The 23,294-nt window shown below is 66.0% G+C and carries 22 protein-coding genes and 1 pseudogene; 5 read left to right on the top strand and 18 right to left on the bottom strand.

The window, feature by feature from the left end:
• Nucleotides 1-92: 92 nt before the first annotated feature.
• The 3 genes from sppA to rluC are packed head-to-tail and all read right to left on the bottom strand — an operon-like array spanning nucleotide 93 to nucleotide 2,707.
• Nucleotides 93-1,073, bottom strand: a complete 981-nt coding sequence (gene sppA, locus LJF27_RS11005; RefSeq protein ID WP_003091146.1) for a signal peptide peptidase SppA — start codon at nucleotides 1,071-1,073, stop codon at nucleotides 93-95.
• The gene (locus tag LJF27_RS11000) at nucleotides 1,066-1,758 is read right to left on the bottom strand and encodes an HAD-IA family hydrolase (protein ID WP_003104140.1); all 693 of its coding nucleotides are present in this window, start codon (nucleotides 1,756-1,758) and stop codon (nucleotides 1,066-1,068) included. Before LJF27_RS11000 ends, sppA begins: the two co-directional genes overlap by 8 nt.
• Nucleotides 1,751-2,707: a 23S rRNA pseudouridine(955/2504/2580) synthase RluC gene (gene rluC, locus LJF27_RS10995; protein WP_003104143.1), complete on the bottom strand. Its 957-nt coding sequence runs from the start codon at nucleotides 2,705-2,707 to the stop codon at nucleotides 1,751-1,753. Before rluC ends, LJF27_RS11000 begins: the two co-directional genes overlap by 8 nt.
• Before the next feature lie 576 nt (nucleotides 2,708-3,283).
• Here rluC and rne point away from each other — a divergent pair.
• Nucleotides 3,284-6,457, top strand: a complete 3,174-nt coding sequence (gene rne / locus LJF27_RS10990; protein ID WP_031643221.1) for a ribonuclease E — start codon at nucleotides 3,284-3,286, stop codon at nucleotides 6,455-6,457.
• Nucleotides 6,458-6,616: 159 nt separating this feature from the next.
• Here the strand turns inward: rne and murB are convergent, their stop codons facing one another.
• The 8 genes and pseudogenes from murB to LJF27_RS10950 all read right to left on the bottom strand — a co-directional run bounded on the left by murB (nucleotide 6,617) and on the right by LJF27_RS10950 (nucleotide 13,452).
• A complete protein-coding gene (murB, locus tag LJF27_RS10985; protein WP_003106928.1) occupies nucleotides 6,617-7,636 on the bottom strand; it encodes a UDP-N-acetylmuramate dehydrogenase in 1,020 nt (339 codons plus the stop codon).
• Nucleotides 7,633-8,097 carry a low molecular weight protein-tyrosine-phosphatase gene (locus LJF27_RS10980; RefSeq protein WP_003106924.1) on the bottom strand — a complete coding sequence of 155 codons (465 nt, stop codon included), beginning with the start codon at nucleotides 8,095-8,097 and terminating at the stop codon, nucleotides 7,633-7,635. The genes murB and LJF27_RS10980 overlap by 4 nt, the downstream gene beginning before the upstream one ends.
• Nucleotides 8,097-8,861 carry a 3-deoxy-manno-octulosonate cytidylyltransferase gene (kdsB, locus tag LJF27_RS10975; RefSeq protein ID WP_003106922.1) on the bottom strand — a complete coding sequence of 255 codons (765 nt, stop codon included), beginning with the start codon at nucleotides 8,859-8,861 and terminating at the stop codon, nucleotides 8,097-8,099. Before kdsB ends, LJF27_RS10980 begins: the two co-directional genes overlap by 1 nt.
• Nucleotides 8,861-9,046, bottom strand: a complete 186-nt coding sequence (locus tag LJF27_RS10970) for a Trm112 family protein (RefSeq protein ID WP_003091157.1) — start codon at nucleotides 9,044-9,046, stop codon at nucleotides 8,861-8,863. The genes kdsB and LJF27_RS10970 overlap by 1 nt, the downstream gene beginning before the upstream one ends.
• A 37-nt stretch (nucleotides 9,047-9,083) precedes the next feature.
• Complete coding sequence (lpxK, locus tag LJF27_RS10965; RefSeq protein ID WP_003091159.1) at nucleotides 9,084-10,082, bottom strand: tetraacyldisaccharide 4'-kinase; 999 nt, start codon at nucleotides 10,080-10,082, stop codon at nucleotides 9,084-9,086.
• Nucleotides 10,082-10,522: an ExbD/TolR family protein gene (locus LJF27_RS10960; protein ID WP_003091161.1), complete on the bottom strand. Its 441-nt coding sequence runs from the start codon at nucleotides 10,520-10,522 to the stop codon at nucleotides 10,082-10,084. The genes lpxK and LJF27_RS10960 overlap by 1 nt, the downstream gene beginning before the upstream one ends.
• Nucleotides 10,519-11,154, bottom strand: a complete 636-nt coding sequence (locus LJF27_RS10955; RefSeq protein WP_003091163.1) for a MotA/TolQ/ExbB proton channel family protein — start codon at nucleotides 11,152-11,154, stop codon at nucleotides 10,519-10,521. The genes LJF27_RS10960 and LJF27_RS10955 overlap by 4 nt, the downstream gene beginning before the upstream one ends.
• Before the next feature lie 72 nt (nucleotides 11,155-11,226).
• Nucleotides 11,227-13,452 (bottom strand): annotated as a pseudogene (locus LJF27_RS10950) (DNA internalization-related competence protein ComEC/Rec2).
• A gap of 130 nt (nucleotides 13,453-13,582) precedes the next feature.
• Between LJF27_RS10950 and LJF27_RS10945 the strand changes: the two are divergent.
• Entirely contained in the window at nucleotides 13,583-14,116 is a 534-nt protein-coding gene (locus LJF27_RS10945) for a DUF2062 domain-containing protein (RefSeq protein ID WP_003091165.1), read from the top strand.
• 87 nt (nucleotides 14,117-14,203) lie between these two features.
• Here the strand turns inward: LJF27_RS10945 and LJF27_RS10940 are convergent, their stop codons facing one another.
• The 3 genes from LJF27_RS10940 to LJF27_RS10930 form a co-directional block, all read right to left on the bottom strand.
• Nucleotides 14,204-15,448, bottom strand: a complete 1,245-nt coding sequence (locus LJF27_RS10940; RefSeq protein WP_003113987.1) for a lipoprotein-releasing ABC transporter permease subunit — start codon at nucleotides 15,446-15,448, stop codon at nucleotides 14,204-14,206.
• 69 nt (nucleotides 15,449-15,517) lie between these two features.
• Entirely contained in the window at nucleotides 15,518-16,201 is a 684-nt protein-coding gene (lolD, locus tag LJF27_RS10935) for a lipoprotein-releasing ABC transporter ATP-binding protein LolD (protein ID WP_003091168.1), read from the bottom strand.
• Complete coding sequence (locus tag LJF27_RS10930) at nucleotides 16,194-17,444, bottom strand: lipoprotein-releasing ABC transporter permease subunit (RefSeq protein ID WP_003091170.1); 1,251 nt, start codon at nucleotides 17,442-17,444, stop codon at nucleotides 16,194-16,196. The genes lolD and LJF27_RS10930 overlap by 8 nt, the downstream gene beginning before the upstream one ends.
• Nucleotides 17,445-17,546: 102 nt before the next feature.
• On the opposite strand from LJF27_RS10930, the gene LJF27_RS10925 reads away from it, so the two are divergent.
• Genes LJF27_RS10925 through LJF27_RS10915 form a run of 3 tightly spaced genes read left to right on the top strand, consistent with a single transcriptional unit; the run spans nucleotide 17,547 to nucleotide 19,200 of the window.
• Nucleotides 17,547-18,146 carry a PilZ domain-containing protein gene (locus LJF27_RS10925; RefSeq protein WP_003118087.1) on the top strand — a complete coding sequence of 200 codons (600 nt, stop codon included), beginning with the start codon at nucleotides 17,547-17,549 and terminating at the stop codon, nucleotides 18,144-18,146.
• Between the two features lie 26 nt (nucleotides 18,147-18,172).
• Nucleotides 18,173-18,481, top strand: a complete 309-nt coding sequence (locus LJF27_RS10920; protein WP_003105194.1) for a hypothetical protein — start codon at nucleotides 18,173-18,175, stop codon at nucleotides 18,479-18,481.
• Complete coding sequence (locus tag LJF27_RS10915) at nucleotides 18,478-19,200, top strand: glycerophosphodiester phosphodiesterase (protein WP_003105190.1); 723 nt, start codon at nucleotides 18,478-18,480, stop codon at nucleotides 19,198-19,200. The genes LJF27_RS10920 and LJF27_RS10915 overlap by 4 nt, the downstream gene beginning before the upstream one ends.
• A gap of 42 nt (nucleotides 19,201-19,242) precedes the next feature.
• Here LJF27_RS10915 and sthA read toward each other — a convergent pair whose 3' ends face one another.
• The 4 genes from sthA to nqrF form a co-directional block, all read right to left on the bottom strand.
• On the bottom strand, nucleotides 19,243-20,637 hold the full coding sequence (sthA, locus tag LJF27_RS10910; protein ID WP_003091177.1) for a Si-specific NAD(P)(+) transhydrogenase: 1,395 nt from the start codon (nucleotides 20,635-20,637) through the stop codon (nucleotides 19,243-19,245).
• Between the two features lie 178 nt (nucleotides 20,638-20,815).
• Nucleotides 20,816-21,043, bottom strand: a complete 228-nt coding sequence (gene nqrM, locus LJF27_RS10905) for a (Na+)-NQR maturation NqrM (RefSeq protein WP_003091178.1) — start codon at nucleotides 21,041-21,043, stop codon at nucleotides 20,816-20,818.
• Nucleotides 21,040-22,068 carry an FAD:protein FMN transferase gene (locus tag LJF27_RS10900; protein ID WP_003162488.1) on the bottom strand — a complete coding sequence of 343 codons (1,029 nt, stop codon included), beginning with the start codon at nucleotides 22,066-22,068 and terminating at the stop codon, nucleotides 21,040-21,042. Before LJF27_RS10900 ends, nqrM begins: the two co-directional genes overlap by 4 nt.
• The gene (gene nqrF / locus LJF27_RS10895) at nucleotides 22,061-23,284 is read right to left on the bottom strand and encodes an NADH:ubiquinone reductase (Na(+)-transporting) subunit F (protein ID WP_003113984.1); all 1,224 of its coding nucleotides are present in this window, start codon (nucleotides 23,282-23,284) and stop codon (nucleotides 22,061-22,063) included. The genes LJF27_RS10900 and nqrF overlap by 8 nt, the downstream gene beginning before the upstream one ends.
• Nucleotides 23,285-23,294: the final 10 nt, after the last annotated feature.

Here is a 23,294-nt window from a genome sequence, read left to right as displayed (position 1 = left end):
CATTCCCATATCCGGCATTCCCATATCCGGCATTCCCATATAAAGAAGCCCGGCTTCAGCCGGGCTTCTTTATATAAGGAAGGGAAACGCTCTCAGCGCAGTACCGGCCCCTGCCAGCCCATCCACAGCGCGAGGCGCTCCGCCACACTGGCACCGAACTTCTTGGCGAAGCGATCGAAAGGCGACTCCTGCACGGTGTAGTCCTCGATCTTCTTCTCCTTCACCACTTCGCGCGCCACATAGCTGGCATTGCCCAGGCCGTCGATCAAACCCAGCTGCAATGCCTGTTCGCCGGACCAGACCAGACCCGAGAACAGCTCCGGATGCCCCTCGACCTTGAGCCGGTCGCCGCGCCCTTTTTTCACGCTGTCGATGAACTGCTTGTGGGTGGTATCCAGCACCTGCTGCCAGAACTGGGTCTCCTCGGGCTTTTGCGGCTGGAAAGGATCGAGGAACGACTTGTGCTCGCCGGAGGTATAGACGCGCCGCTCGACACCGAGCTTCTCCATGGTGCCGACGAAACCGAAGCTGGCCGCCGTCACGCCGATGGAGCCGACCAGGCTGGCCTTGTCGGCGTAGATCTGGTCGGCGGCGCTGGCGATGTAGTAGGCGCCGGAGGCACCCAGGTCGCTGATCACCGCATAGACCTTGACGTTCGGGTGCTCGCCGCGCAGGCGACGAATCTCGTCATAGATATAGCCCGACTGCACCGGACTGCCGCCCGGACTGTTGATCCGCAGGACGATCCCCTTGGTACCCTCATCCTTGAACGCCGCGCGCAGGGCCGTGACGATATTGTCGGCACTGGCCGGCTCATCGTCGGCGATCATGCCCTTCACCTCGATCAGTGCCGTGTGGCTACCGCTGCGCGAGGCCGATTTCTCCAGGCTGCCGAACGGACTGAAGGCCAGCAGCACGACAAAGAGATAGATGAAGGTCAGCGACTTGAAGAATATCCCCCAGCGCCGCGCCCGCCGCTGCTCCTGGACCCCGGCGAGGACCGCCTTTTCCAGCAGCTTCCAGCTCTTGTCGTCATTCGCCTTCGGCGTTTCCGACTTCCACTCGTCAGACATGCTCAACCACTCCTGAAACCGCCTCACGTCGAGCACCGCCCAACCAGGCGCGCAACTCGGTGAAATGCTCAACTTCCAGCCGCGGCGCATAAGGCCGCAACTGCTCCAGCGATTGGGCGCCATAGGCCACCGCAACCGAATCCATCCCCGCCCGTCGCGCCATTTCCAGGTCGAACGGCGAATCACCGATCATCAGCGCCCGCCCCGGCTCGACCCGGCAGTGCGCCAGGATCTCGTGGAGCATCAACGGGTCCGGCTTGCTGGCCGTTTCGTCGGCGCAGCGGGTGATATCGAAGAAATCGCTCCAGCCATGCCCCGCCAGCACCCGGTCCAGGCCGCGCCGACTCTTGCCGGTGGCGACCGCCAGGCGGAACCCGGCCTCGCGAAAATGCACCATGGCTTCGGCCACGCCGGGGAACAACCGCGACGGCTGCGCTTCCTGCGCCAGGTAATGCTCGCTGTAGGCACACCGGAAACGCTCGACCAGAGCAGGATCGCCAACCTCCGGATAGAGCGAAGCGATCGCCTCGGGCAAGCCGAGGCCGATGATGCCCTTGATCCGGGTATCGTCCCGCTCCGGCAGAGCGGTTTCCCGCGCCGCCGCCTTCATCGAATCGACGATGCGCGCGATCGAGTCGACCAGGGTGCCGTCCCAATCGAATACCAGCAACGCGTAGTCAGTCATTCAAACGCTCCAGCGAACGCTGCCACATCTCGTCCACCGGCGCCTCCAGCTCCAGCACCTGCCCGTCGGGCAGCGGCACGCGCAACTGCGCGGCATGCAGGAACAGGCGCTTGCCGCCCAGCTCGCGGATCTCGCGGGAGAAATCCTCGTCGCCATACTTCGGGTCGCCGGCGATGGCATGCCCGGCGTGCTTGGCATGCACGCGGATCTGATGGGTCCGCCCGGTGATCGGGCGCGCTTCCACCAGGGTGGCGAAATCGCCGAAGCGACGCAGCACCCGGAACTCGGTCAGCGCGTCCTTGCCCTCGACGTTCACCTCGACCATTCGCTCGCCCGAACGCAGATTGTTCTTCAGCAGCGGCGCGCGCACGTTCTTCTTGCCAGCCGGCCAGTGGCCACGGACCAGGGCGTGATAGCGCTTGTCGACGATCTTCTCGCCCCGCAGGGCCTCATGCAGGTGACGCAACATGCTGCGCTTCTTGGCGATCATCAGCAGGCCGGAGGTATCGCGATCGAGACGATGCACCAATTCGATATCCTTGGCATCGGGGCGCAACTGGCGAAACACCTCGATGACCCCGGCGCTCACGCCGCTGCCGCCATGCACGGCGATCCCGGCGGGCTTGTTGACCACGATCAGCGCCTTGTCCTCGTAGACGATCGCCGCCTCCATCCGCTCCAGCAGCCCCTGCGCCAGCGGCGCCGGCTCATCACGCTCGGCCAGGCGCAGCGGCGGCACGCGCACCTGGTCTCCGGCCTGGAGCCGATAGTCGGGCTTGATCCGCCCCTTGTTCACGCGCACTTCGCCCTTACGCAGGATGCGATAGATCAGGGTCTTGGGCGCACCCTTGAGACGGGCGATAAGGAAATTGTCGATACGTTGACCAGCCAGTTCCGGCGGCACATCGAGCAGCTGGACACCGGTGGTCGGAGAGGCGGGAGTAGTCATCCGTACATCATAACAATTTTTCATTCAATTGAAGCACTTAATCATTGCTGCTATAGTCGGGAAGCCGCCATAAGCGGCCTGGCCTGCGGATGATTGCCAACCTGCATTTCCCCCTCGCCTGCAAACACTTTGAACGGACGTCAGGCCGTCCTACAGAGGCGTTTCAGCGGAAATACGAAAATTTCCAACCCGCTAACGACTCGAAACCAAAGCCTTGAAACATGAGCCGCGACCACTTCGGTGAGCGCGAGATGCCAACCCGCTCCGGATACTGCGAGCGGCGCCCGATTCTTAAGGAACATGTGTAGGGTGGAGATGTACGGCTGTTGGACTGCGTAGCTTCTAGCTTGATCCAGACGCATTTTTCGTCCGCCTCCGACAGCCGATTCCTCCTCCTGACTCAAGTGCTTCTGAAACACAGGAAGCAGGAGACGTAGTCGCGGACCGGCACCCAGTGCCGAGCGCCGCTGGACACGGGAATGGCCCGCCATTCCTGAATACGCGCCCGAGCACCGACCGTGAGAGTCGTGTGTGCCGATCGCCGTTTCCGGTAGCCCCGGAAACCATTGGTACTACATGAAAAGAATGCTGATCAACGCGACTCAACCCGAGGAGTTGCGTGTTGCACTGGTCGACGGCCAACGCCTGTTCGACCTCGACATCGAGTCGGGCGCCCGCGAGCAGAAGAAGGCCAACATCTACAAAGGCCGCATCACTCGCGTCGAACCCAGCCTCGAAGCCGCCTTCGTCGACTTCGGCGCCGAACGCCACGGCTTCCTCCCCCTCAAAGAAATCTCCCGCGAATACTTCAAGAAATCCCCCGAAGGCCGGATCAACATCAAGGAAGTCCTGAGCGAAGGCCAGGAAGTCATCGTCCAGGTCGAGAAGGAAGAGCGCGGCAACAAGGGCGCCGCCCTGACCACCTTCATCAGCCTGGCCGGCCGTTACCTGGTGCTGATGCCGAACAACCCGCGCGCCGGCGGCATCTCCCGCCGTATCGAAGGCGAAGAACGCAACGAGCTGCGCGAGGCCCTGAACGGCCTCAACGCACCGGCCGACATGGGCCTGATCGTGCGCACCGCCGGCCTCGGCCGCAGCACCGAGGAACTGCAGTGGGACCTCGACTACCTGCTGCAACTGTGGAGCGCGATCAAGGAAGCGTCCGGCGAACGTGGCGCGCCCTTCCTGATCTACCAGGAAAGCAACGTCATCATCCGCGCCATCCGCGACTACCTGCGCCAGGACATCGGCGAAGTGCTGATCGACAGCATTGACGCCCAGGAAGAAGCCCTGAACTTCATCCGCCAGGTGATGCCGCAGTACGCCAGCAAGGTGAAGCTGTACCAGGACAGCGTTCCGCTGTTCAATCGCTTCCAGATCGAGAGCCAGATCGAGACCGCTTTCCAGCGCGAAGTGAAGCTGCCGTCCGGCGGCTCCATCGTCATCGACCCGACCGAGGCCCTGGTTTCCATCGACATCAACTCGGCGCGCGCCACCAAGGGCGGCGACATCGAGGAAACCGCCCTGCAGACCAACCTGGAAGCGGCCGAGGAAATCGCCCGCCAGCTGCGCCTGCGTGACATCGGCGGCCTGATCGTCATCGACTTCATCGACATGACCCCGGCGAAGAACCAGCGCGCCGTGGAAGAGCGTGTCCGCGAAGCCCTCGAGGCCGACCGCGCGCGCGTCCAGGTCGGTCGCATCTCGCGCTTCGGCCTGCTGGAAATGTCCCGCCAGCGCCTGCGTCCGTCCCTCGGCGAGACCAGCGGCATCGTCTGCCCGCGCTGCAACGGCCAGGGTATCATCCGCGACGTCGAGTCGCTGTCGCTGGCCATCCTGCGCCTGATCGAGGAAGAAGCCCTGAAGGACCGCACCGCGGAAGTCCGCGCCCGCGTGCCCTTCCAGGTCGCCGCCTTCCTGCTCAACGAGAAGCGCAACGCCATCACCAAGATCGAACTGCGTACCCGCGCGCGCATCTTCATCCTGCCGGACGATCATCTGGAAACCCCGCATTTCGAAGTCCAGCGTCTGCGCGATGACAGCCCCGAACTGGTTGCCGGCCAGACCAGCTACGAAATGGCCACCGTCGAGCACGAAGAAGCCCAGCCGGTCAGCTCGACCCGCACCCTGGTCCGCCAGGAAGCAGCAGTCAAGACCGTCGCTCCCCAGCAGCCCGCACCGCAACACACCGAAGCACCGGTCGAGCCGGCCAAGCCGATGCCCGAGCCGAGCCTGTTCCAGGGCCTGGTGAAGTCCCTGGTCGGCCTGTTCGCAGGCAAGGATCAACCTGCCGCCAAGCCTGCTGAAACCAGCAAGCCGGCTGCCGAGCGCCAAACCCGCCAGGACGAGCGTCGCAACGGCCGCCAGCAGAACCGCCGCCGCGATGGCCGCGATGGCAATCGCCGCGACGAAGAGCGCAAGCCCCGCGAGGAACGCGCAGAGCGCCAACCGCGCGAAGAGCGCGCCGAACGCCCGAACCGCGAAGAGCGCAGCGAACGTCGCCGCGAAGAGCGCGCCGAGCGCCCGGCTCGCGAGGAGCGCCAGCCGCGCGAAGGCCGTGAAGAGCGCGCCGAGCGGACACCCCGCGAAGAGCGCCAGCCGCGCGAAGGCCGCGAAGGTCGCGAGGAACGCAGCGAACGCCGCCGCGAAGAGCGCGCCGAACGCCCGGCCCGCGAAGAGCGCCAACCCCGCGAAGGCCGTGAAGAACGCGCCGAGCGCCCGGCCCGCGAAGAGCGCCAGCCGCGCGAGGATCGCCAGGCTCGCGACGCCGCGGCCCTGGAAGCCGAGGCATTGCCGAACGACGAGAGCCTGGAGCAGGACGAGCAGGACGATACCGATGGCGAGCGCCCGCGCCGCCGCTCCCGCGGCCAGCGTCGTCGCAGCAACCGCCGCGAACGCCAGCGCGAGGTCAGCGGTGAGCTGGAAGGCAGCGAGGCGACCGATAACGCCGCCGCGCCGCTGAACACCGTCGCAGCCGCCGCTGCTGCCGGTATCGCTGTCGCCAGCGAAGCCGTAGAAGCAAACGTGGAGCAAGCCCCGGCCACTACCAGCGAGGCTGCCAGCGAAACCACGGCAAGCGATGAAACCGACGCGCCGACCAGCGAAGCCGTCGAAACCCAGGGCGCGGACAGCGAGGCCAATGCCGGCGAAACCGCCGACATCGAAGCGCCGGTGACCGTCAGCGTGGTCCGGGACGAAGCCGACCAGAGCACCCTGCTGGTCGCGCAAGCCACTGAAGAAGCTCCCTTCGCCAGCGAAAGCGTGGAAAGCCGCGAAGACGCCGAGAGCGCCGTGCAACCGGCAACGGAAGCGGCCGAAGAAGTTGCCGCCCCGGTGCCCGTCGAAGCAGCAGCCCCTAGCGAGCCCGCAACCACCGAAGAGCCGACCCCGGCCATCGCGGCGGTGCCGGCCAACGCGACCGGCCGTGCCCTCAACGACCCACGGGAAAAACGTCGCCTGCAACGCGAAGCCGAGCGTCTGGCACGCGAAGCCGCAGCAGCAGCCGAAGCGGCAGCTCAGGCCGCTCCCGCCGTCGAGGAGGTCCCGGCTGTAGCGAGCGAGGAAACGTCGGCCCAGGAGGAACCTGCTGCACCCCAGGCTGAAGAAATCGCCCAGGCCGACGTTCCGTCCCAGGCGGACGAAGCCCAGGAAGCGGTACAGGCCGAGCCTGAAGCTTCCGGCGAAGACGCCACCGACACGGAGCACGCGAAAAAGACCGAGGAAAGCGAAACCTCGCGCCCGCATGCCTGAGTGACAGACTGAAAAAAGGGGATGCCATGGCATCCCTTTTTTTTTTGCGTGTCATTCCGCGGCACTCCGGCATACCGCCCGTCATGACCAGAGCCGCCGAACACGCACAATGAAAAAGGGATGCCGCCGGCATCCCTTTTTCATTCTCCAGCCGCACCCTCAGTAGAGATTGGGTTCAGGCTCCAATTCGACGCCGAAACGCCGACGGACGTCCTCCTGGATACGCTCCGCCAATGCCCGGACCTGGGCACCGGTGGCACCGCCATGGTTGACCAGGACCAGCGCCTGCTGCGCGTGTACCCCCACCGGGCCATCGCGAAAGCCCTTCCAGCCGCCCTTGTCGATGAGCCAGCCTGCGGCCAGCTTCAACCGACCGTCCGCCTGCGGATAGCCAACCAGATCCGGGAAGGCCTGACGCAAGCGCTCGGCCTGCGTCGCATCCACCAGCGGGTTCTTGAAGAAGCTGCCGGCATTGCCCAATACGGCGGGGTCGGGCAGCTTCTCCCGGCGAATGGCGCAGATTACCCGGCTTACGTCCCTGGCCGTCGGACTGGCGATGCCCTCCTCCTCCAGGCGCTGGCGTACCGGCCCGTAGTCCAGGTGCAGCCTCTCCCGCCGTGTCAGGCGCAGGCGCACGCGGAGGATCAGCCAGCGATCAGGCTCCTGCTTGAACAGGCTGTCGCGGTAGCCGAAACGGCAGGCCTGGCGATCGAACTCACGCAGGGTTCCATCCTGGCGATCCAGCGCCGTCAGGCTGTCGAAGACATCCTTCAGCTCCACGCCATAGGCGCCGATGTTCTGCATCGGCGCCGCACCCACGGTGCCGGGAATCAGGCTGAGATTTTCCAGACCGGCCAGGCCCCGCTCCAGGCTCCATTGTACGAATGGGTCCCAGGCCTCGCCCGCCTCCGCCTCGACCAACACCGAATCCGCGGCATCGGAAACAATTCGCCGCCCCTGGCTGGCCATGCGCAAAACCAGCGCCTCGACGTCACGGGTCAGCAGCAGGTTGCTGCCACCACCGATCACCAGCAGCGGCAATCCACGCTCCCGAGCCAGGGCCAGGGCCTCGCGCACATCAGCCTCGTCCCGGGCGTGGGCCAGCAGGCGGGCGCGCACGTCGATGCCGAAGGTGTTATAGGGCTTCAGCGAGCAATGCTCTTGCAGTTCCAGGCTCACAGTCGCCCCTTGGCTTCGATCAACAGACGGTCGCAGGCATGTTCGATCAGGTCGAGGACCTGCTCGAAGCCTTCTTCGCCGCCATAGTAGGGATCGGGCACTTCGTCCCGCTCGGATCCGTAGCGACGCAGGAACAGATCCAGTTCGGCGGCACCGCGCCCGGCACGCAGGGTCTCGAGGTCAGCCAGGTTGGACAGGTCCATGGCCAGGATCAGGTCATGGCGGGAGAAATCCTCGATGCCGACCTGGCGTCCACGCAGTGCCGACAGGTCGTAGCCACGCCTTTGCGCGGCCAGGCGGGTGCGCTGGTCAGGCGCCTTGCCGACATGCCAGCCGGCGGTACCGGCGGAATCGACATGGATGCGGGAAGCCAGCCCGGCCTCCTCGACCTTGCGCCGGAACACGCCTTCGGCGGTGGGCGACCGGCAGATGTTGCCCAGGCAGACGAACAGGACGCGCATCAGCCCCCCAGCACGCGGCGAACGCGTTCGAGGTCTTCCGGCGTATCCACGCCCGGAAGCATGTTTTCGCGGGCATCGGCCACATGGATTCGCACCCCGTGCCAGAGCGCGCGCAATTGCTCAAGGCTTTCGGCGTTCTCCAGCCAGCACGGTCCCCAGGCGACGAAATCGGCAAGGAAACCCACGCGATAGGCGTAGATGCCGATGTGGCGACGATAGGGCACGCCCTCCGGCAGGCTGTCGCGATCGCGGGCGAAGGCGTCGCGAGCCCAGGGCAAGGGCGCACGACTGAAAGTCAGGGCCAGGCCGTCGATGTCGGTGGCGACCTTGACCACGTTCGGATTGAACAGCGCGGAGACCTCATGGATCGGCTCGGCCAGGGTAGCGATGGCGGCCTCCGGGTGCGCCGCCAGGTTGGCCGCCACCTGGTCGATGAGCGCCGGGGGGATCAGCGGCTCGTCGCCCTGGACGTTGACCACGATGGCATCGCTGGCCAGGCCGAGCCGGGAAGCGACTTCCTCCAGGCGATCGGTGCCGGAGTTGTGCTCGGCACGTGTCAGCAGCGCCTCGGCGCCGAACCCCTGGCACGCCGCCAGGATGCGTTCGTCGTCGGTGGCGACGACCACGCGGCTGGCGGCGCTCTTGCGGGCCTGGTTCCAGACGCGCTGGATCATTGGCTGGCCGGCGATATCCTGCAATGGCTTGCCGGGCAGACGAGTGGAGGCGTAGCGGGCGGGAATGACGACAGTGAACGCCTGGGTCATTACTTGTCCAGCCGCTCGTCCACGTTCAGGGAGCGAGCCTCGCTCTCCAGCATCACCGGGATGCCGTCGCGGATCGGATAGGCCAGGCCGGCCTGCTTGCTGATCAGTTCGGTCTTGTCTTCGCTGAGCACCAGCGGGCCCTTGGTCAACGGGCAGGCAAGGATATCGAGGAGTTTCGGGTCCATGGCGGAGTCCTTCATACAATGGCGGCACGGCCGCCGGTCAGCGCGCCAGGAGATGCTCGAGTCGGGCGTCGAACCAGGCGACGAATGCTGGGGAAGGCACCGCATCGACCGCCAGGTACCACCAGTCGGCCGCTGCGAAAGCCCGGCATTTAACGGCATCCTTCTCGGTCATCAGCAGCGGCAGCGGCGGGCTGAACGCCAGTTCGGCCGCCGTGTAGGTCGCGTGATCCGGGAAGGCATGCGGAATCGCCCGCCAGTGTAGCGCCTCGAGCGTCCTGAAGAAACGCTGCGGATTGCCGATCCCGGCCAGGGCATGGACCTCCTGGCCCGCGGGAAAATGCTCCAGCGGTCGGCGCTCGCCGCTCTGCAGGTTGATCAGCGCAGTAGGCTGCAAGCGGAATGCGTAACCGCCGTCAGGATCCTCGTCGGCGCCGTTGTAAAGCAGCGCGTCGACGCTTTCCAGACGCTCCGCCGGTTCGCGCAACGGACCGGCCGGCAGGCAACGACCATTGCCGAGACCGCGCGCGGCATCGATCAGCACCAGTTCCAGATCGCGCGCCAGGCGATAGTGCTGCAAGCCATCGTCGCAGAGGACCAGGTCCAACTGCTCTTCGGCGAGCAGCGCCTGCAGGGCGCGCGGACGATCCGGGTCGATCATCAGCGGCACGCCGCTGCGCCGGACAATCATCAGCGGTTCGTCGCCGGCCTCCGCGGCGTCCTGCTCGGCCCGCACCCGCCACGGCGTGGTGGGCGGCCGGGCACCATAGCCGCGGCTGATCACGCCAACCCGCAAGCCGCGAGCCCTGCAGTGCTCGATCATCCAGAGGATCATCGGCGTCTTGCCGGTTCCACCGACGGTGATGTTGCCTACCACCAGCACCGGCAGCGGTGCCCGGTAGGCGGGCTTGCGCCCGGACAGGAAGTCCGCCCGGCGGCCGTTCGCCACCCGACGATAGAGAGCCTCCAGCGGACGCAGCAGCGCCAGCGCCGGATGCCCCTGGTACCAGGCGGCGAGCAGTCGCTCGGAGAACGACATCAGGGCTTGGCCGCCGTGTTCTCGACCGTGGTGATGCGCAGGTGGACGAAGCCCAGCTTGCCCGCTGCGTCCATCGCCGTGACCACCGACTGGTGGGTGGACTTGGCATCGGCGCTGATCACCACCGGCAGGTTGTTGTCGCCCGCCGATTCACGCTGCATCGCCGCCATCAGGGTGGCCAGGTCGCTCTTGGCCAGCGCCTGCCCGTTCAAGGCGTAGTGCCCCTCGGCATCCACCGAGAGTTCCAGTTGCTTCTGCTCGGTGCCGGCGGTTTCGCCGCTCTCCGCCGATGGCAGCTCGATGTTGAGCTGCTCGGGGCGGGTGAAGGTGGTACTGACCACGAAGAACAGCAGCAGGACGAAGATCACGTCGATCAGCGACGCCAGGTTGATGAAGACGTCTTCACGGGCGGCACCCGCCCGTCTGCGGCGGAATTTCACGCTTTGCCTTCCTCGACGTAGTCGACTTCACGATCGCCCTGCACCACTTCCACCAGCTTGATGGCCTCCTGCTCCATGGCGATCACCAGTTCGTCGACCCGCCGCAGCAGGTAGCGATGGAAGAACACCGCCGGAATCGCCACCAGCAGGCCGGCGGCGGTGGTGATCAATGCCTTGGAGATGCCTGCGGCGAGCATCGGCGAGTTGGCCATGCCGTTGTCCATGAAGGCGCCGAAGATCTGGATCATGCCGAACACCGTACCCAGCAGGCCCAGCAGCGGCGCCATCGCGGCGATGGTGCCGAGGGCGTTGAGGTAGCGCTCCAGCTCGTGGATGACACCGGAAGCAGCCTCCTCGATGCACTCCTTCATGATCTCGCGACCGTGCTTGGAGTTGGCCAGACCGGCGGCGAGGATCTCTCCCAGCGGCGAGTTGGCGCGCAGGTCCTTGAGCTTCTGGGCGCTCAGTTGCTTGCCCTTGATCTGCTTCCACACCTGGCCGAGCAGCTCGGGCGGCGCGACGCGGCTCTTGCGCAGCGTCCACAGGCGCTCCGCGACGATGGCGGTGGCGGCGATCGAACTCAGAATGATCGGCAGCATCATCCAGCCGCCGGCTTGAACCAGTTCCCACACAGTGGCATATCCCCGAAAAAAAAGTGGCGCCACTCTAGCACAGCGACCCTTTTCCGCCGACCGCCACGGTTCTCATTTTTCCCGCCAGAAGTGCGCCGAATCACGCTCCCGGCGTGCGCCGCCACGGCTTCCGAGGAGAAACGTCAGGGCACCGTCGCGTGCCGTGTCGTGGACCTGCGCGGCGACCCTCGCGTAACGCTCCATCACTTCGCCATGGGGATGGCCGAAGGCGTTGCGCCAACCTCGCGAGACCAGCACATGGCGAGGCCGCGTACGCAACACGAAGGCGACTCCGGAGGAACTGCGGCTGCCATGATGCGACGCCAGCAACCAGTCGACCCGGGGATCGGCCTGTCGCGCCAGCCAGGCATGCTCGGCCGCACGCGAGATGTCCCCGGTCAGCAGCAGGACTTCGCCATCGGCCTCGACCCTCAGCACACAGGAGCGGTCGTTGCTGTCGCCGGCCTGTGCCCATGCCCACTGTTCGAAAACCACGCCATCCCAGGACCAGCTCCGCTCGTCGCAGCTGTCCGCGAACAACGGCGAAGGCAGGCGCGCGGGTTCGCCGCTGACCAGCCAAACCGGCGGGAATCGGGAAGCGACCGTAGGAGCACCGCCTGCATGGTCGTTGTCGGCATGGCTCAGCAACAGGCCGTCCAGGCGCCGCAGGTCCAGGCTCCGCAGCACCGGCACCACCACCCGCTCGCCCATGTCGAACGCCCCCTGCCGCGCACCGCTGTCATAGAGCAAGACATGCTCTCGGGTACGCACCAGCACGGCCAGCCCCTGGCCGACGTCCAGCACCCGCACTTCCGCCCGCCCCCATTCGACAGGCGGCGATGACGGCAACAATGCCGGCAGTAGCAACGCGGCACCGAGGGCACGCAACGGCAAGCCAGCCGGCGCCAGCCAGCAGAGCGCGCCGAGCATGCCCAGCGCTACGCTCCAGGCCGCTGCGGCGGGTGGCTGCCAGGCCTCGGCCAGGCCCGCCAGCAGGCCAAGCGCACGAAACAGCAGGTCCAGCGAAACGCCAGCGGCGCGAAGCAGCCCCTCGCCCAGCCCGGGCACCCACAGCAGCAGGCTCCCCGCCAGGGCCGGGGGCACTACCAGCAGTTCGATCCAAGGCACCGCCAGCAGGTTGGCCGGCGCTCCGCTCAGGCTCAACGGCAGGCCCAGCGCCAGCAGCGGCATCGCCAGCCCCAGCGCCATCCCCCACTGCGCCCGCCCCCAGGCCGCCCACCAGCGCCAGCGCCCAAGGCGCCCGGCGAACAGCCAGAGCAGCAGGGCAACCGCCAGGAACGACAGCCAGAACCCCGCCTGCAGGCTGGCCAGCGGCTCGACCAGCAAGACCAGCACCAGCGTTGCCAGCAGCGGGGTCAGCAAGCCCAGGTGGCGGAAACGCAGGCGCCAGACCAGCGCCAGGCTGACCATCAGGCAGGCGCGCCGCACCGGGACCTCGAAACCCGCCATCAACCCGTAGCTCCAGGCACCAAGCAAACCCAGGGCGCAGGCACAGGGCAGCCAGGGCAGGCGCCGCGGCCAGCAGCCCAGGCGATGCAAGGCCGCCACCAGGCCATAGAGCATCCCCGCCAGCAACGAGATATGCGAACCGGAGATGACCATCAGATGCACGGTGCCGGTGTCCTGGAACATTCGCCACTCGGCCGCGCTCAACCCCGAGCCATCCCCCAGCACCAGCGCCGCCAGGGCGGCGCCGCGCCCCTGTGCGTCGACCGCCAGCAGGCGCTGGCGCCAGGCATCGCGCCAGGCATCCAGGCCGCTGGCCGGCTGCAGGCGCTGGCCCGCCTTCACCGTGCCCACAGCACCGACCCGCTACGCCAACAACCAGGCCTCGTAGTCGAAACCCGCCGCGTTCACCAGGCCGCGGGGGCGTTTCAGGGTCACCGCCAGGCGCCAGCGTTCGCCGCCCATCAGCGGCGGCGCGCCGCGCCAGCTCAGGCGCAGACGCTCGGGAAGAAGCACGCCCCGCGCAGCGCTGACCTCCTCCAGCCGGAAGCGCGTGACGCCCTCGCCGCTCGCCGGCAGATCGACCACACGCCCCTCCAGCCAAAGGGTGCGACCATCCAGCTCGGCGGCCAGGCGTCCGTCCAGGGCGACTTGCGCCGAGCCGCAGGCCCAGGCGAACCCGAGCAGGAACAACCCCAGCCAGTACAGCCGGCCGAACAGCAGCAACAGTCCGGCGGCGGCCATGCCCAGCAGCCAGCCGACCGACGGCAATTCCGCCAGGAAGCGCAGGGCCAGCAGCCCCGCGGCGAGGGCTGGCAATCCCAGGCGCATGAACGGTTCCTCCCATCCCCGTGGCGTGCCCTCCGCTCCCCGACATGTCACATGGGGTCATACAATGGGCAACGAAATCCTGTCATCTTGCTTGGCATAATACGCAAGCCTATATCCACCGAGAGCCCACATGCCGCGTCGCCTGTTCAAGCGCTACATGCCCGATCCGGAAAGCATCCGCTCGCAGAAGTCGCTGCGCTTTCTCGGCAAGTTGACGCACGATCCCAACCTTTGGCATCTCAATCGCCACTCGGTATCGCGCGCCATGGCCGCCGGGCTGTTCGCCGCCTTCATCCCGATGCCGATGCAGATGCTGCTGGCGGCCGGTCTGGCGGTGTGGATTCGGAGCAATCTGCCAATCTCCGTCGGATTGGTCTGGCTGACCAATCCGATCACGATGCCCCCGGTCTTCTATTGCACCTACAAGCTGGGCGCCTGGTTGATGCAGGTGCCGCCGCGCACCCTGCCGGACCATCTCACCTGGGAATGGATCAGCCAGGAGCTGTCCAGCCTCTGGCAGCCCTTCCTGCTCGGTTCGGTGGTGTGCGGCATCATCGCCGCCATCCTCGGCTACGCGCTGACGATGCTCTACTGGCGCTGGTGGGTGCAGCGCAGTTGGAGCCGACGCTGCCGGCAACGTCGCGAACGGGTCGCCGCGAAGTAATCCGCCGGACATGAAAAAGCCGCCTCGAAGGCGGCTTTTTCGTGGGCCTTGTCCGCCCCGTGCTGGGACTGGCGCAGGCCTTCTCGCTCACTCGTAGCGCAGCGACTCGGCCGGTTGTGTCCGCGCCGCGCGCCAGGATGGGTACAGGGTGGCGAGGAAGCTCATCAGCAATGCAGCGCTGCAGATCAGCACCACGTCCAGCACCTGCAGATCGGAAGGCAGGTAGTTGATGAAGTACACATCCGAGCTGAAGACCTTGTGTCCGACCAACCGTTCGATGCGGTCGATCATCCCGGTGATGTTCAACGCCGCGAACACCCCGAGTACCCCGCCGATGACCGTCCCGATCACGCCGATGACGGTGCCCTGGACCATGAAGATCGCCATGATCTGCCGCGGCGTGGCGCCGAGGGTACGAAGAATCGCGATGTCGGTGCGCTTGTCGGCGACCACCATGATCAGGGTGGCGATGATGTTGAAGGCGGCGACCGCGATGATCAGCAGCAGGAGCAGGCCGATCATGGTCTTTTCCATCTTCATCGCGTTGAACAGGCTGCCCTGGGTCCTGGTCCAGTCGCTGGACCTGAAGCCCTGCCCCAACTCCTTGACCACCTTGGCGGCGACCTGCGGCGACTGGTAGAGATCCTTCAGCTCCAGGCGCACGCTCGGCACCTGGCCCGGTTGCAGGCGCAGCAACTGGCCGGCATCGGCGATGTCGATCAGCGCCAGCGAGTTGTCCAGTTCGGCACCGACCTTGAACAGGGCGACGATGGTGAAGCGCTGCATGCGCGGAGTGATGCCGCCCGGCGCGCTGGTGGCTTCCGGGACGATCAGGGTCAGCTTGTCGCCGACATTGACATGGAAGCGCCGCGCGGTGATCTCGCCGAGGACGATGCCGAACTCGCCAGGCTTGAGATCGTCCAGGCTGCCCTGGACGATGTGCTCACCGACGATGGAAACCTTGCGCTCCTCCTGCGGGTCGATGCCGTTGACCAGCACCGGCAGCATATTGCCCTTGTACGACAGCATGCCCTGCAGTTCGGCGAACGGCGCCGCGCCGACCACCTCGCGGTGCCGCAGCGCCGCGTTGGCGACGGTCTGCCAGTCGTCCAGCGGCTGCGCCGCGCTGATGGTGGCATGCGGCACCATGCCGAGGATTCGCGTGCGCATTTCCTTCTGGAAGCCGTTCATCACCGAGAGCACGATGATCATCGCCAGCACGCCCAGCGCCAGGCCGATCATCGAGGTCAGCGAGATGAACGAGATGTAGTGGTTGCGGCGTTTGGCGCGGGTGTAGCGCAGGCCTATGAAGAACGGTAACGGTCTGAACATGTCGCGGATGCACCGAGTCGATGGGGGATTCGCCGGACGGGAGCGGACGGCGGGCACGCCGTCGCCCCGCTACGCGGCGATCAGTCGGCCTTCTTCCAGGCGCAGGATGCGATCCATGTGCCCGGCCAGCTGGAGATCGTGGGTTACCACCAGGAACGAGGTCTGCAACGAACGGCTCAGTTCCAGCATCAGCTCCTGGATACCCTGGGCGGTATGCTGGTCGAGGTTGCCGGTGGGCTCGTCGAGCAGTACCAGCTGCGGACGGTTGACCAGCGCGCGGGCGATCGCCACCCGCTGGCGCTCGCCGCCGGACAGCTCGGCCGGCTTGTGCGACAGGCGATGCCCCAGCCCGACCCGCTCCAGCAGCTCGGCCGCCCGCTGGCGGGCTTCCGCGATCGGCGTGCGGCCGATCAACAGCGGCATGCAGACGTTCTCCAGGGCGGTGAACTCCGGCAACAGGTGGTGGAACTGGTAGACGAAGCCCAGCGCGCGGTTGCGCAGCAGCCCGCGGGCCGTCTCGTTCAGCGCCGAGAGTTCCTCGCCGGCGAGCCAGACGCTGCCGGCGGAGGGCGTGTCCAGGCCGCCGAGCATGTTCAGCAAGGTGCTCTTGCCCGAACCGGAGCTGCCGACGATAGCCACCCGCTCCCCAGGCAGCAGGTTCAACTCGACGCCGGACAGCACCTGCACCGATTGCGGCCCCTCGTCGTAGCTCTTGCTCAGGTTGCGGCAACTCAGCACCGACTTGTCATTCATAACGCAAAGCCTCCGCAGGCTGGGTGCGCGCCGCACGCCAGGCTGGATACAAAGTGGCGAAGAAGCTGAGGACCAGGGCCGCGCCGCAGACCAGCACGACATCGTCGAGCATCAGTTGCGACGGCAGGTAATCGATGAAGTACACGTCGGACGCGAGGAACTGGTGGCCCAGCAGCTTTTCCAGGGCGGAAATCCAGGCGCTGACGTTGAGTGCCGCGACCACCCCGAGGACCCCGCCGACCAGCGTGCCGATCACCCCGATCACCGTACCCTGGACCATGAAGGTAGCCATGATCTGCCCCGGCGTGGCGCCGAGGGTACGAAGGATGGCGATGTCCGACTTCTTGTCGGTGACCACCATCACCAGGGTGGAAATGATGTTGAACGCGGCGACCGCGACGATCAGCAGCAGCAACAGGCCGATCATGGTCTTTTCCATGCGGATGGCCTGGTACAGGTTGCCGTGGCTGCGCGTCCAGTCGCGGGCGTAGAAGTCATTGTCGGTCAGGGTCCGGGCGATCTCCCAGGCCACCCGCGGCGCCTGGAACAGGTCGTCGAGCTTCAGGCGCAGCCCCTGTACCTGGTTGGTCTTCCAGCGCTGCAGGCGCGCGGCGTCTTCCAGGTGGATCAGCGACAGGCCGCCATCCAGTTCGCCGGCGCCGACGCGGAAGGTGCCGACCACGGTGAAACGCTTCATCCGCGGGAACACCCCGGCCGGGGTGACCGCCACCTCGGGGAGGATCAGGGTGACCTTGTCGCCGATGCCGACGCCGAGCTTCTGCGCCGCCAGTTGGCCGATGACGATGCCGAAGCCGCCGGCCTTGAGTTCCGCCAGCGAGCCCTGCTTGAAGAAATCGGGAATGATCGAGACCTTGGCCTCTTCCAGCGGATCGACCGCATCGACCATCACCGTCTGCACCGCGCCATTGGCGCTGAGCATGCCCTGCATCTGGGTGAACGGCGCTACCGCGGTGACATGCTCGTGGGCCTTGACCTTCTCGGCCAGGGCGCGCCAGTCATCGATGGGCTGGTACGACTCGACGGTGGCCTGCGGCACCATGCCGAGGATGCGGGTACGCATTTCGCGATCGAAGCCGTTCATCACCGAGAGCACCACGATCATCACCAGCACGCCCAGTGCCAGGCCGATCATCGAGGTCAGCGAAATGAAGGAGACGAAATGGCTGCGACGTTTGGCCCGCGTATAGCGCGTGCCGATGAAAACGGACAGGGGTCTGAACATGTCGCCCTTAGCTGGCAGAAAATGGATGCGTCGGGATGGCGAAGTGGCGAGGCATCGCCGGCGGCCTTACACTCTGACCATCACTGCCGCCGTGGGTTCGCCATGTCCACTCGTGACGCGGATGACCGCCGCGAATACTACCGTATCGAAGATACCCTCGCACTGGAATTTCGCCCTGCCGGGGCCGTCGAAGACGGCCTGGAGAGCGGGCCGGGGGCCACCCTGTTCAGCCTGCTCAGCGACCTCCACCTGATGGATTACGAGTCGCAGCACCTTCTGCGCCACATCAGCGAACGCGACCGCACGCTGGCCAACTACCTGAAGGTGATGAACAAGCGCATCGACCTGCTTGGCCAGGTCATGGTGCAGAGCCTGCTCAAGGAGATCGGCGAACCGCGCAAGGTCAGCCTGTCCGAGGGGGGAGTCAGCTTCCGCCACGACCGCGCATTGCCGGTCGGCCAGTTGCTCGTCCTGCGCATGGTCCTGTTGCCGCAGGGGTTCGGCCTCGAACTGCGGGCCCGGGTAATCCACGCCCAGCCACACGACGACGAATTCGAGATCGGCACCGAGTTCGAAGCGTTGAGCGACGCACAGCGCCAGTTGCTGGCCCGGCATATCCTCCAGAAGCAGGCCCAGCAGCGCCGCCTGGCACGGGCCGGACAGGGCCCGCTCGGCGAGCCGGGCCAACCTTCTTCGACCTGAAACCTTCTTCGACCTGAGATGTGCCGATGCTCCGTTCGCTACTGCTGTGCTCCCTCCTCCTCGCCCCGCCGCTGTTCGCCGACACCCTGAGCATTCCGCTGGGCGCCCAGGGCGATACCCGGGTCGCCCTGCCCGCGCACGGCGAAAGCCGCGAAGCCGTGCTGCAACGCTTCGGCCTGGCCGACGAGGAACATCCCGCGGTCGGCCAGCCGCCCATCGTGCGCTGGGATTACCGCGACTTCTCGGTATATTTCGAAAGCGGCCGGGTGCTCGACAGCGTTCGCCATCATCGGCCGCGGAATCCCGCGCAACCCTCGAACAAGGAGCCACAGTGACTCTCATCTATGGACATCGCGGCGCCAAGGGCGAAGCGCCGGAAAACACCCTGGCCAGCTTCCAGCGCTGCCTGGAGCATGGCGTCAACCGTTGCGAACTGGACCTGCACCTGTCCCGCGACGGCGAACTGATGGTGATCCACGACCCGACCCTGAAGCGCACCACCGGCCGCCGCGGCAAGGTCGCCGAACACGACGCGGCCACCCTGGTCACCTACGACGCGCGCAAGGGCGGCCCCGGCTGGGTACGGCCGACGCCGATCCCGCGGCTGGAGGAGTTGTTCGAGAAGTGCCCGTTCGAGCACTGGCAACTGGAAGTGAAGAGCGCCTCGCGCGAACGCGCGGCGCGGACGGTAACGCGGATCAGGGAGCTGACCGAGCGCTTCGGCAACCGCGACAAGGTCACCGTCACCAGCGGTTCGCGGACCGTGCTCAAGGCCCTCAACGAACTGACCCCAGAGCTGTCGCGCGGGCTGGTCGCCGAATACGCCTGGCTCGACCCGCTGAAGGTCGCCCAGCACTATGGCTGTGCCCTGCTCGCCCTGAACTGGACCCTATGCACCCCGGAACGCCTGCTCAAGGCCCAGCGCCAGGGGCTTCACGTCTCGGTGTGGACGGTCAACGAACCGGCGCTGATGCGCCGGCTCGCCGACTTCGGCGTGGACAGCCTGATCACAGACTTTCCCGGTTTGGCCAGCGCCACCCTCGGGAATCGCTGAGCACATCCCCTCCGGCCGGCTCAGGCCGCCGGCCGGAGTCCTTCAAAAAAGCCGGTTGAGGCCGTCGAACGCCGCTACCCGATAGGCTTCCGCCATGGTCGGGTAGTTGAAGGTGGTGTTGACGAAGTACTTCAGGGTATTCAGCTCGCCCGGCTGGTTCATGATCGCCTGACCGATGTGGACGATTTCCGAAGCCTGGTCGCCGAAGCAGTGCACGCCGAGAATCTCCAGGGTCTCGCGATGGAACAGGATCTTCAGCATGCCCACCGGCTCGTTGGAAATCTGCGCCCGGGCCATGCCCTTGAAGAACGCCTTGCCCACTTCGTAGGGAATCTTCGCCGCGGTCAGTTCGCTTTCGTTCTTGCCGATCGAGCTGATCTCCGGAATGGTGTAGATGCCGGTCGGCACATCGTTGACGAAGCGCCAGCTGTCGCTCTCGACGATGTTGCCGGCGGCCGAGCGGCCCTGGTCGTAGGCAGCGCTGGCCAGGCTCGGCCAGCCGATCACGTCGCCGGCGGCGAAGATGTTGCTCACCGAAGTGCGGTAGTTCTCGTCCACCTCGATCTGGCCACGGCTGTTGACCTTGATGCCGACGTTCTCCAGGCCGAGCTTGTCGGTGTTGCCGGTCCGGCCGTTGCACCAGAGCAGCGCGTCCGCCTTGATCTTCTTGCCCGACTTCAGGTGCAGGATGACACCGTTGTCCAGCCCCTCGACGCGCTCGTACTCCTCGTTGTGGCGGATCAGCACGTTGTTGTTGCGCAGGTGGTAGCTCAGCGCATCGGAAATCTCGTCATCGAGGAAGCTGAGCAACTGGTCGCGCGTATCGATCAGGTCCACCAGCACGCCCAGGCCGCTGAAGATCGACGCGTATTCGCAGCCGATCACCCCGGCTCCGTAGATGATCAGCCGGCGCGGGGTGTGGCTCAGGGACAGGATGGTGTCGCTGTCGTAGACCCGCGGGTGGTTGAAATTGATGTCCGAAGGACGATACGGGCGCGAGCCGGTGGCGATCACGAACTGGTCGGCGACCAGGCGCTCCACCGCGCCGCTCGGCGTCACCACTTCGACGGTGCGTTCGTCGACGAAGCTGGCGGTGCCGGTGAACATGTCGATGCGATTGCGCGCGTAGTAGCCGGTACGCGAAGCGACCTGCTTGGAGATCACCCGGTCGGCGCTCTTCAGCACGTCGGGGAAGGAGAACCAGCGCGGCTCGCCGATCTGGCGGAACATCGGGTTGGTGTTGAACTCGATGATCTGCTTCACCGAGTGGCGCAGGGCCTTGGAAGGAATGGTGCCGAGGTGCGTGCAGTTGCCTCCGACCACGCGACGGCTGTCGACTACCGCCAGCTTGCGTCCGTACTTGGAGGCGTTCATCGCCGCCCCTTCGCCCGCCGGACCCGTGCCCAAAATCACCACGTCGTAGTTGTAGACAGCCATGCGTACTCCTCAGAACAGGCCGAGGCGCCCACTGGCGCCTCCGGCAAAGCCGCTGCACAACATGTGCGCGGCGGATCGATTCGATCATCGGGTCGGTGCGAACGACGGCATTCGCCGGGCAAGGCTCGGTCCGACCTCGAGGCGGGCATATGTTACGCCCTGTGCGAAATGTCGCACATTAGCGTTTGGTCGCGTCGTAGGCGAGTTTTCCGGGCACTACAGATTCGTCGCGGTTGGCTTCCTCGCATTTCTGCCGGTCGCCGCCGCAGATCGAGCATTCCTTCTCGATCCCCAGGTTGGCGATGCCGCCGCAGGAACCGGCGATCGGCTTGCGGCCCATGATGACGCCGATGGACATGCCGAAGACCACCAGCAGCATGATGACGAAGACCAGTAGCCAGGTCATGGACGTTCTCCTTGGTTGCCGAACAGTTGCTCGTAGCGTGGCGTGGTGCGGCTGTCGAAACCGTTGCCCTGGCGACTGACGAACAGCGCCGCCAGTCGGTGCTTCTCGGCGAAACGGTAGCCCTCCTCCGGACCGAGCGCCATCAGCAGGGTCGACAGGCCGTCGGCGTTGCGCGTCGACGGATCGATCACCGTGACCGAAGCCAGGTGATGGTCGATCGGCGCGCCGGTGCGCGGGTCGAAGGTGTGCGAATAGCGCTGGCCGTTCTCTTCGAAATAGTTGCGGTAATCGCCCGAGGTCGAGACGCCGTAGCCGTCCAGCGCCAGCACCTGCTGGGCGACCCGCTGGCCCTCGCGCGGCGCTTCGATAGCGATGCGCCAGGGCGTGCCGTCCGGCTTGCGCCCTTCGGCTTTCAACTCGCCGGTGATTTCCGCCAGGTAGCTGCGCACGCCGAGCTCCTTCAGGCGTTCGCCTACCGCGTCCACCGTATAGCCAGCGGCGATGCTGTCGAAGTCCAGCTGCACGGCGGCGTCCTTGCACAGGCGCTGGCCGTCGATGCGCAGGTGTCGATGGCCGACGTCACGGCGCACCGCGGCGATCTGCTCGGCGCTGGGAACCTTCTCCACCCGCGCCTGCGGACCGAAGCCCCAGAGGTTCATCAGCGGCTCGACGGTCATGTCGAAGGCGCCCTGGCTCTGCTCCGACAACTCGCCGCCGTAGCGCAGCAACTCCAGCATCGGTGGCGGCAGCTCCATGCAGGACTGCGCCGGCAGCGCATTGAAACGCGAGACCAGGGAGTCGTCGCGGTAGGTGGACATCTGCCGGTCGACCTCGGCGAGGATCGCCTCCACCGCGGCTTTCGCCGTCTGGACGTCGGGCGCCGAGGCGCCGCGCACGTACTTGATCGAATAGGTGCTGCCCATGGTCGGGCCGCCGAAGCTTTCCAGGGTGTCGCCGCAACCGGCCAGGACCAGCGCCAGCGCTGCCAGTCCGGCCATGGCAAGCGGACGGAAACGCTCAGCCACCGAAATCGTCCAGCAGGATATTCTCGCGCTCCACGCCCAGGTCGGTGAGCATCTTGATCACCGCGGCATTCATCATCGGCGGGCCGCACATGTAGAACTCGCAGTCCTCGGGCGCCGGGTGGTCCTTCAGGTAGTTCTCGAACAGCACGTTGTGGATGAAACCGGTCAGGCCGGTCCAGTTGTCCTCCGGCTGCGGGTCGGACAGCGCCAGGTGCCACTGGAAGTTGGGATTCTCCGCCTGCAGCTGGTCGTACTCCTCGGTATAGAAGGCCTCGCGCAGCGAGCGCGCGCCGTACCAGAAGCTGATCTTGCGGTTCGACTTGAGCCGGCGCAACTGGTCGAAGATGTGCGAACGCATTGGCGCCATGCCGGCGCCGCCGCCGATGAAGACCATCTCGGCCTCGGTGTCCTTGGCGAAGAACTCGCCGAACGGCCCGTACACGGTGACCTTGTCGCCCGGCTTGAGGTTGAACACCCAGGACGACATCTGCCCCGGCGGCAGGTCGCTGCCCGGCGGCGGCGAGGCGATGCGGATGTTGAACTTGACCACGCCCTTCTCTTCCGGGTAGTTGGCCATCGAGTAGGCGCGGATCACCGTCTCGTCGACCTTCGACACGTAGCGCCACATGTTGAACTTGTCCCAGTCGCCGCGATATTCCGGCTGGATATCGAAGTCCTTGTACTCGACCACGTGCGGCGGGCATTCCAGCTGCACGTAGCCGCCGGCACGAAAGTCCACGCTCTCGCCGTCCGGCAGGCGCAGGGTGAGTTCCTTGATGAAGGTGGCGACGTTGGGGTTGGACTCCACCGTGCACTCCCATTTCTTCACCCCGAAGACCTCTTCAGGCACGCGGATCTGCATATCCTGCTTGACCGGCGTCTGGCACGACAGGCGCCAGCCTTCCTTCGCCTGGCGCCGGGTGAAGTGCGACTCCTCGGTCGGCAGCATCTCGCCGCCGCCCTCGACCACCACGCATTTGCACTGCGCGCAGGTGCCGCCGCCGCCGCAGGCGGAAGACAGGAACACGTTGTTCGCCGCCAGGGTTTGCAGCAGCTTGCCGCCGGCCGGCACGGTCAGGCTGTGCTCGCCGTTGATCTGGATGGTCACGTCTCCACTCGACACCAGCTTGGCACGGGCGACCAGGATGATCGCCACCAGGCCCAGGACGATGGCGGTGAACATGCCGATGGCCAGGAAAATCTCGAATCCGATCACGGGCCTCTCC

Source organism: Pseudomonas sp. 203-8, assembly GCF_020708595.1.
Lineage (GTDB): Bacteria > Pseudomonadota > Gammaproteobacteria > Pseudomonadales > Pseudomonadaceae > Pseudomonas > Pseudomonas aeruginosa.
The sequence above is the reverse complement of the archived record's forward strand: the minus strand, read 5'-3'. Positions and strand labels throughout refer to the sequence as shown.

Coding starts and splice junctions, on each gene's coding strand:
- lolD (WP_003091168.1), bottom strand. CDS start 16,201: ATGAATGACAAGTCGGTGCTGAGTTGCCGCAACCTGAGCAAGAGCTAC.
- LJF27_RS10940 (WP_003113987.1), bottom strand. CDS start 15,448: ATGTTCAGACCGTTACCGTTCTTCATAGGCCTGCGCTACACCCGCGCC.
- rne (WP_031643221.1), top strand. CDS start 3,284: ATGAAAAGAATGCTGATCAACGCGACTCAACCCGAGGAGTTGCGTGTT.
- LJF27_RS10925 (WP_003118087.1), top strand. CDS start 17,547: ATGTCCACTCGTGACGCGGATGACCGCCGCGAATACTACCGTATCGAA.
- nqrM (WP_003091178.1), bottom strand. CDS start 21,043: ATGACCTGGCTACTGGTCTTCGTCATCATGCTGCTGGTGGTCTTCGGC.
- LJF27_RS10980 (WP_003106924.1), bottom strand. CDS start 8,097: ATGCGCGTCCTGTTCGTCTGCCTGGGCAACATCTGCCGGTCGCCCACC.
- kdsB (WP_003106922.1), bottom strand. CDS start 8,861: ATGACCCAGGCGTTCACTGTCGTCATTCCCGCCCGCTACGCCTCCACT.
- LJF27_RS10970 (WP_003091157.1), bottom strand. CDS start 9,046: ATGGACCCGAAACTCCTCGATATCCTTGCCTGCCCGTTGACCAAGGGC.
- sthA (WP_003091177.1), bottom strand. CDS start 20,637: ATGGCTGTCTACAACTACGACGTGGTGATTTTGGGCACGGGTCCGGCG.
- sppA (WP_003091146.1), bottom strand. CDS start 1,073: ATGTCTGACGAGTGGAAGTCGGAAACGCCGAAGGCGAATGACGACAAG.
- lpxK (WP_003091159.1), bottom strand. CDS start 10,082: ATGTCGTTCTCCGAGCGACTGCTCGCCGCCTGGTACCAGGGGCATCCG.
- LJF27_RS10920 (WP_003105194.1), top strand. CDS start 18,173: ATGCTCCGTTCGCTACTGCTGTGCTCCCTCCTCCTCGCCCCGCCGCTG.
- LJF27_RS10930 (WP_003091170.1), bottom strand. CDS start 17,444: ATGTTCAGACCCCTGTCCGTTTTCATCGGCACGCGCTATACGCGGGCC.
- LJF27_RS11000 (WP_003104140.1), bottom strand. CDS start 1,758: ATGACTGACTACGCGTTGCTGGTATTCGATTGGGACGGCACCCTGGTC.
- rluC (WP_003104143.1), bottom strand. CDS start 2,707: ATGACTACTCCCGCCTCTCCGACCACCGGTGTCCAGCTGCTCGATGTG.
- LJF27_RS10945 (WP_003091165.1), top strand. CDS start 13,583: ATGCCGCGTCGCCTGTTCAAGCGCTACATGCCCGATCCGGAAAGCATC.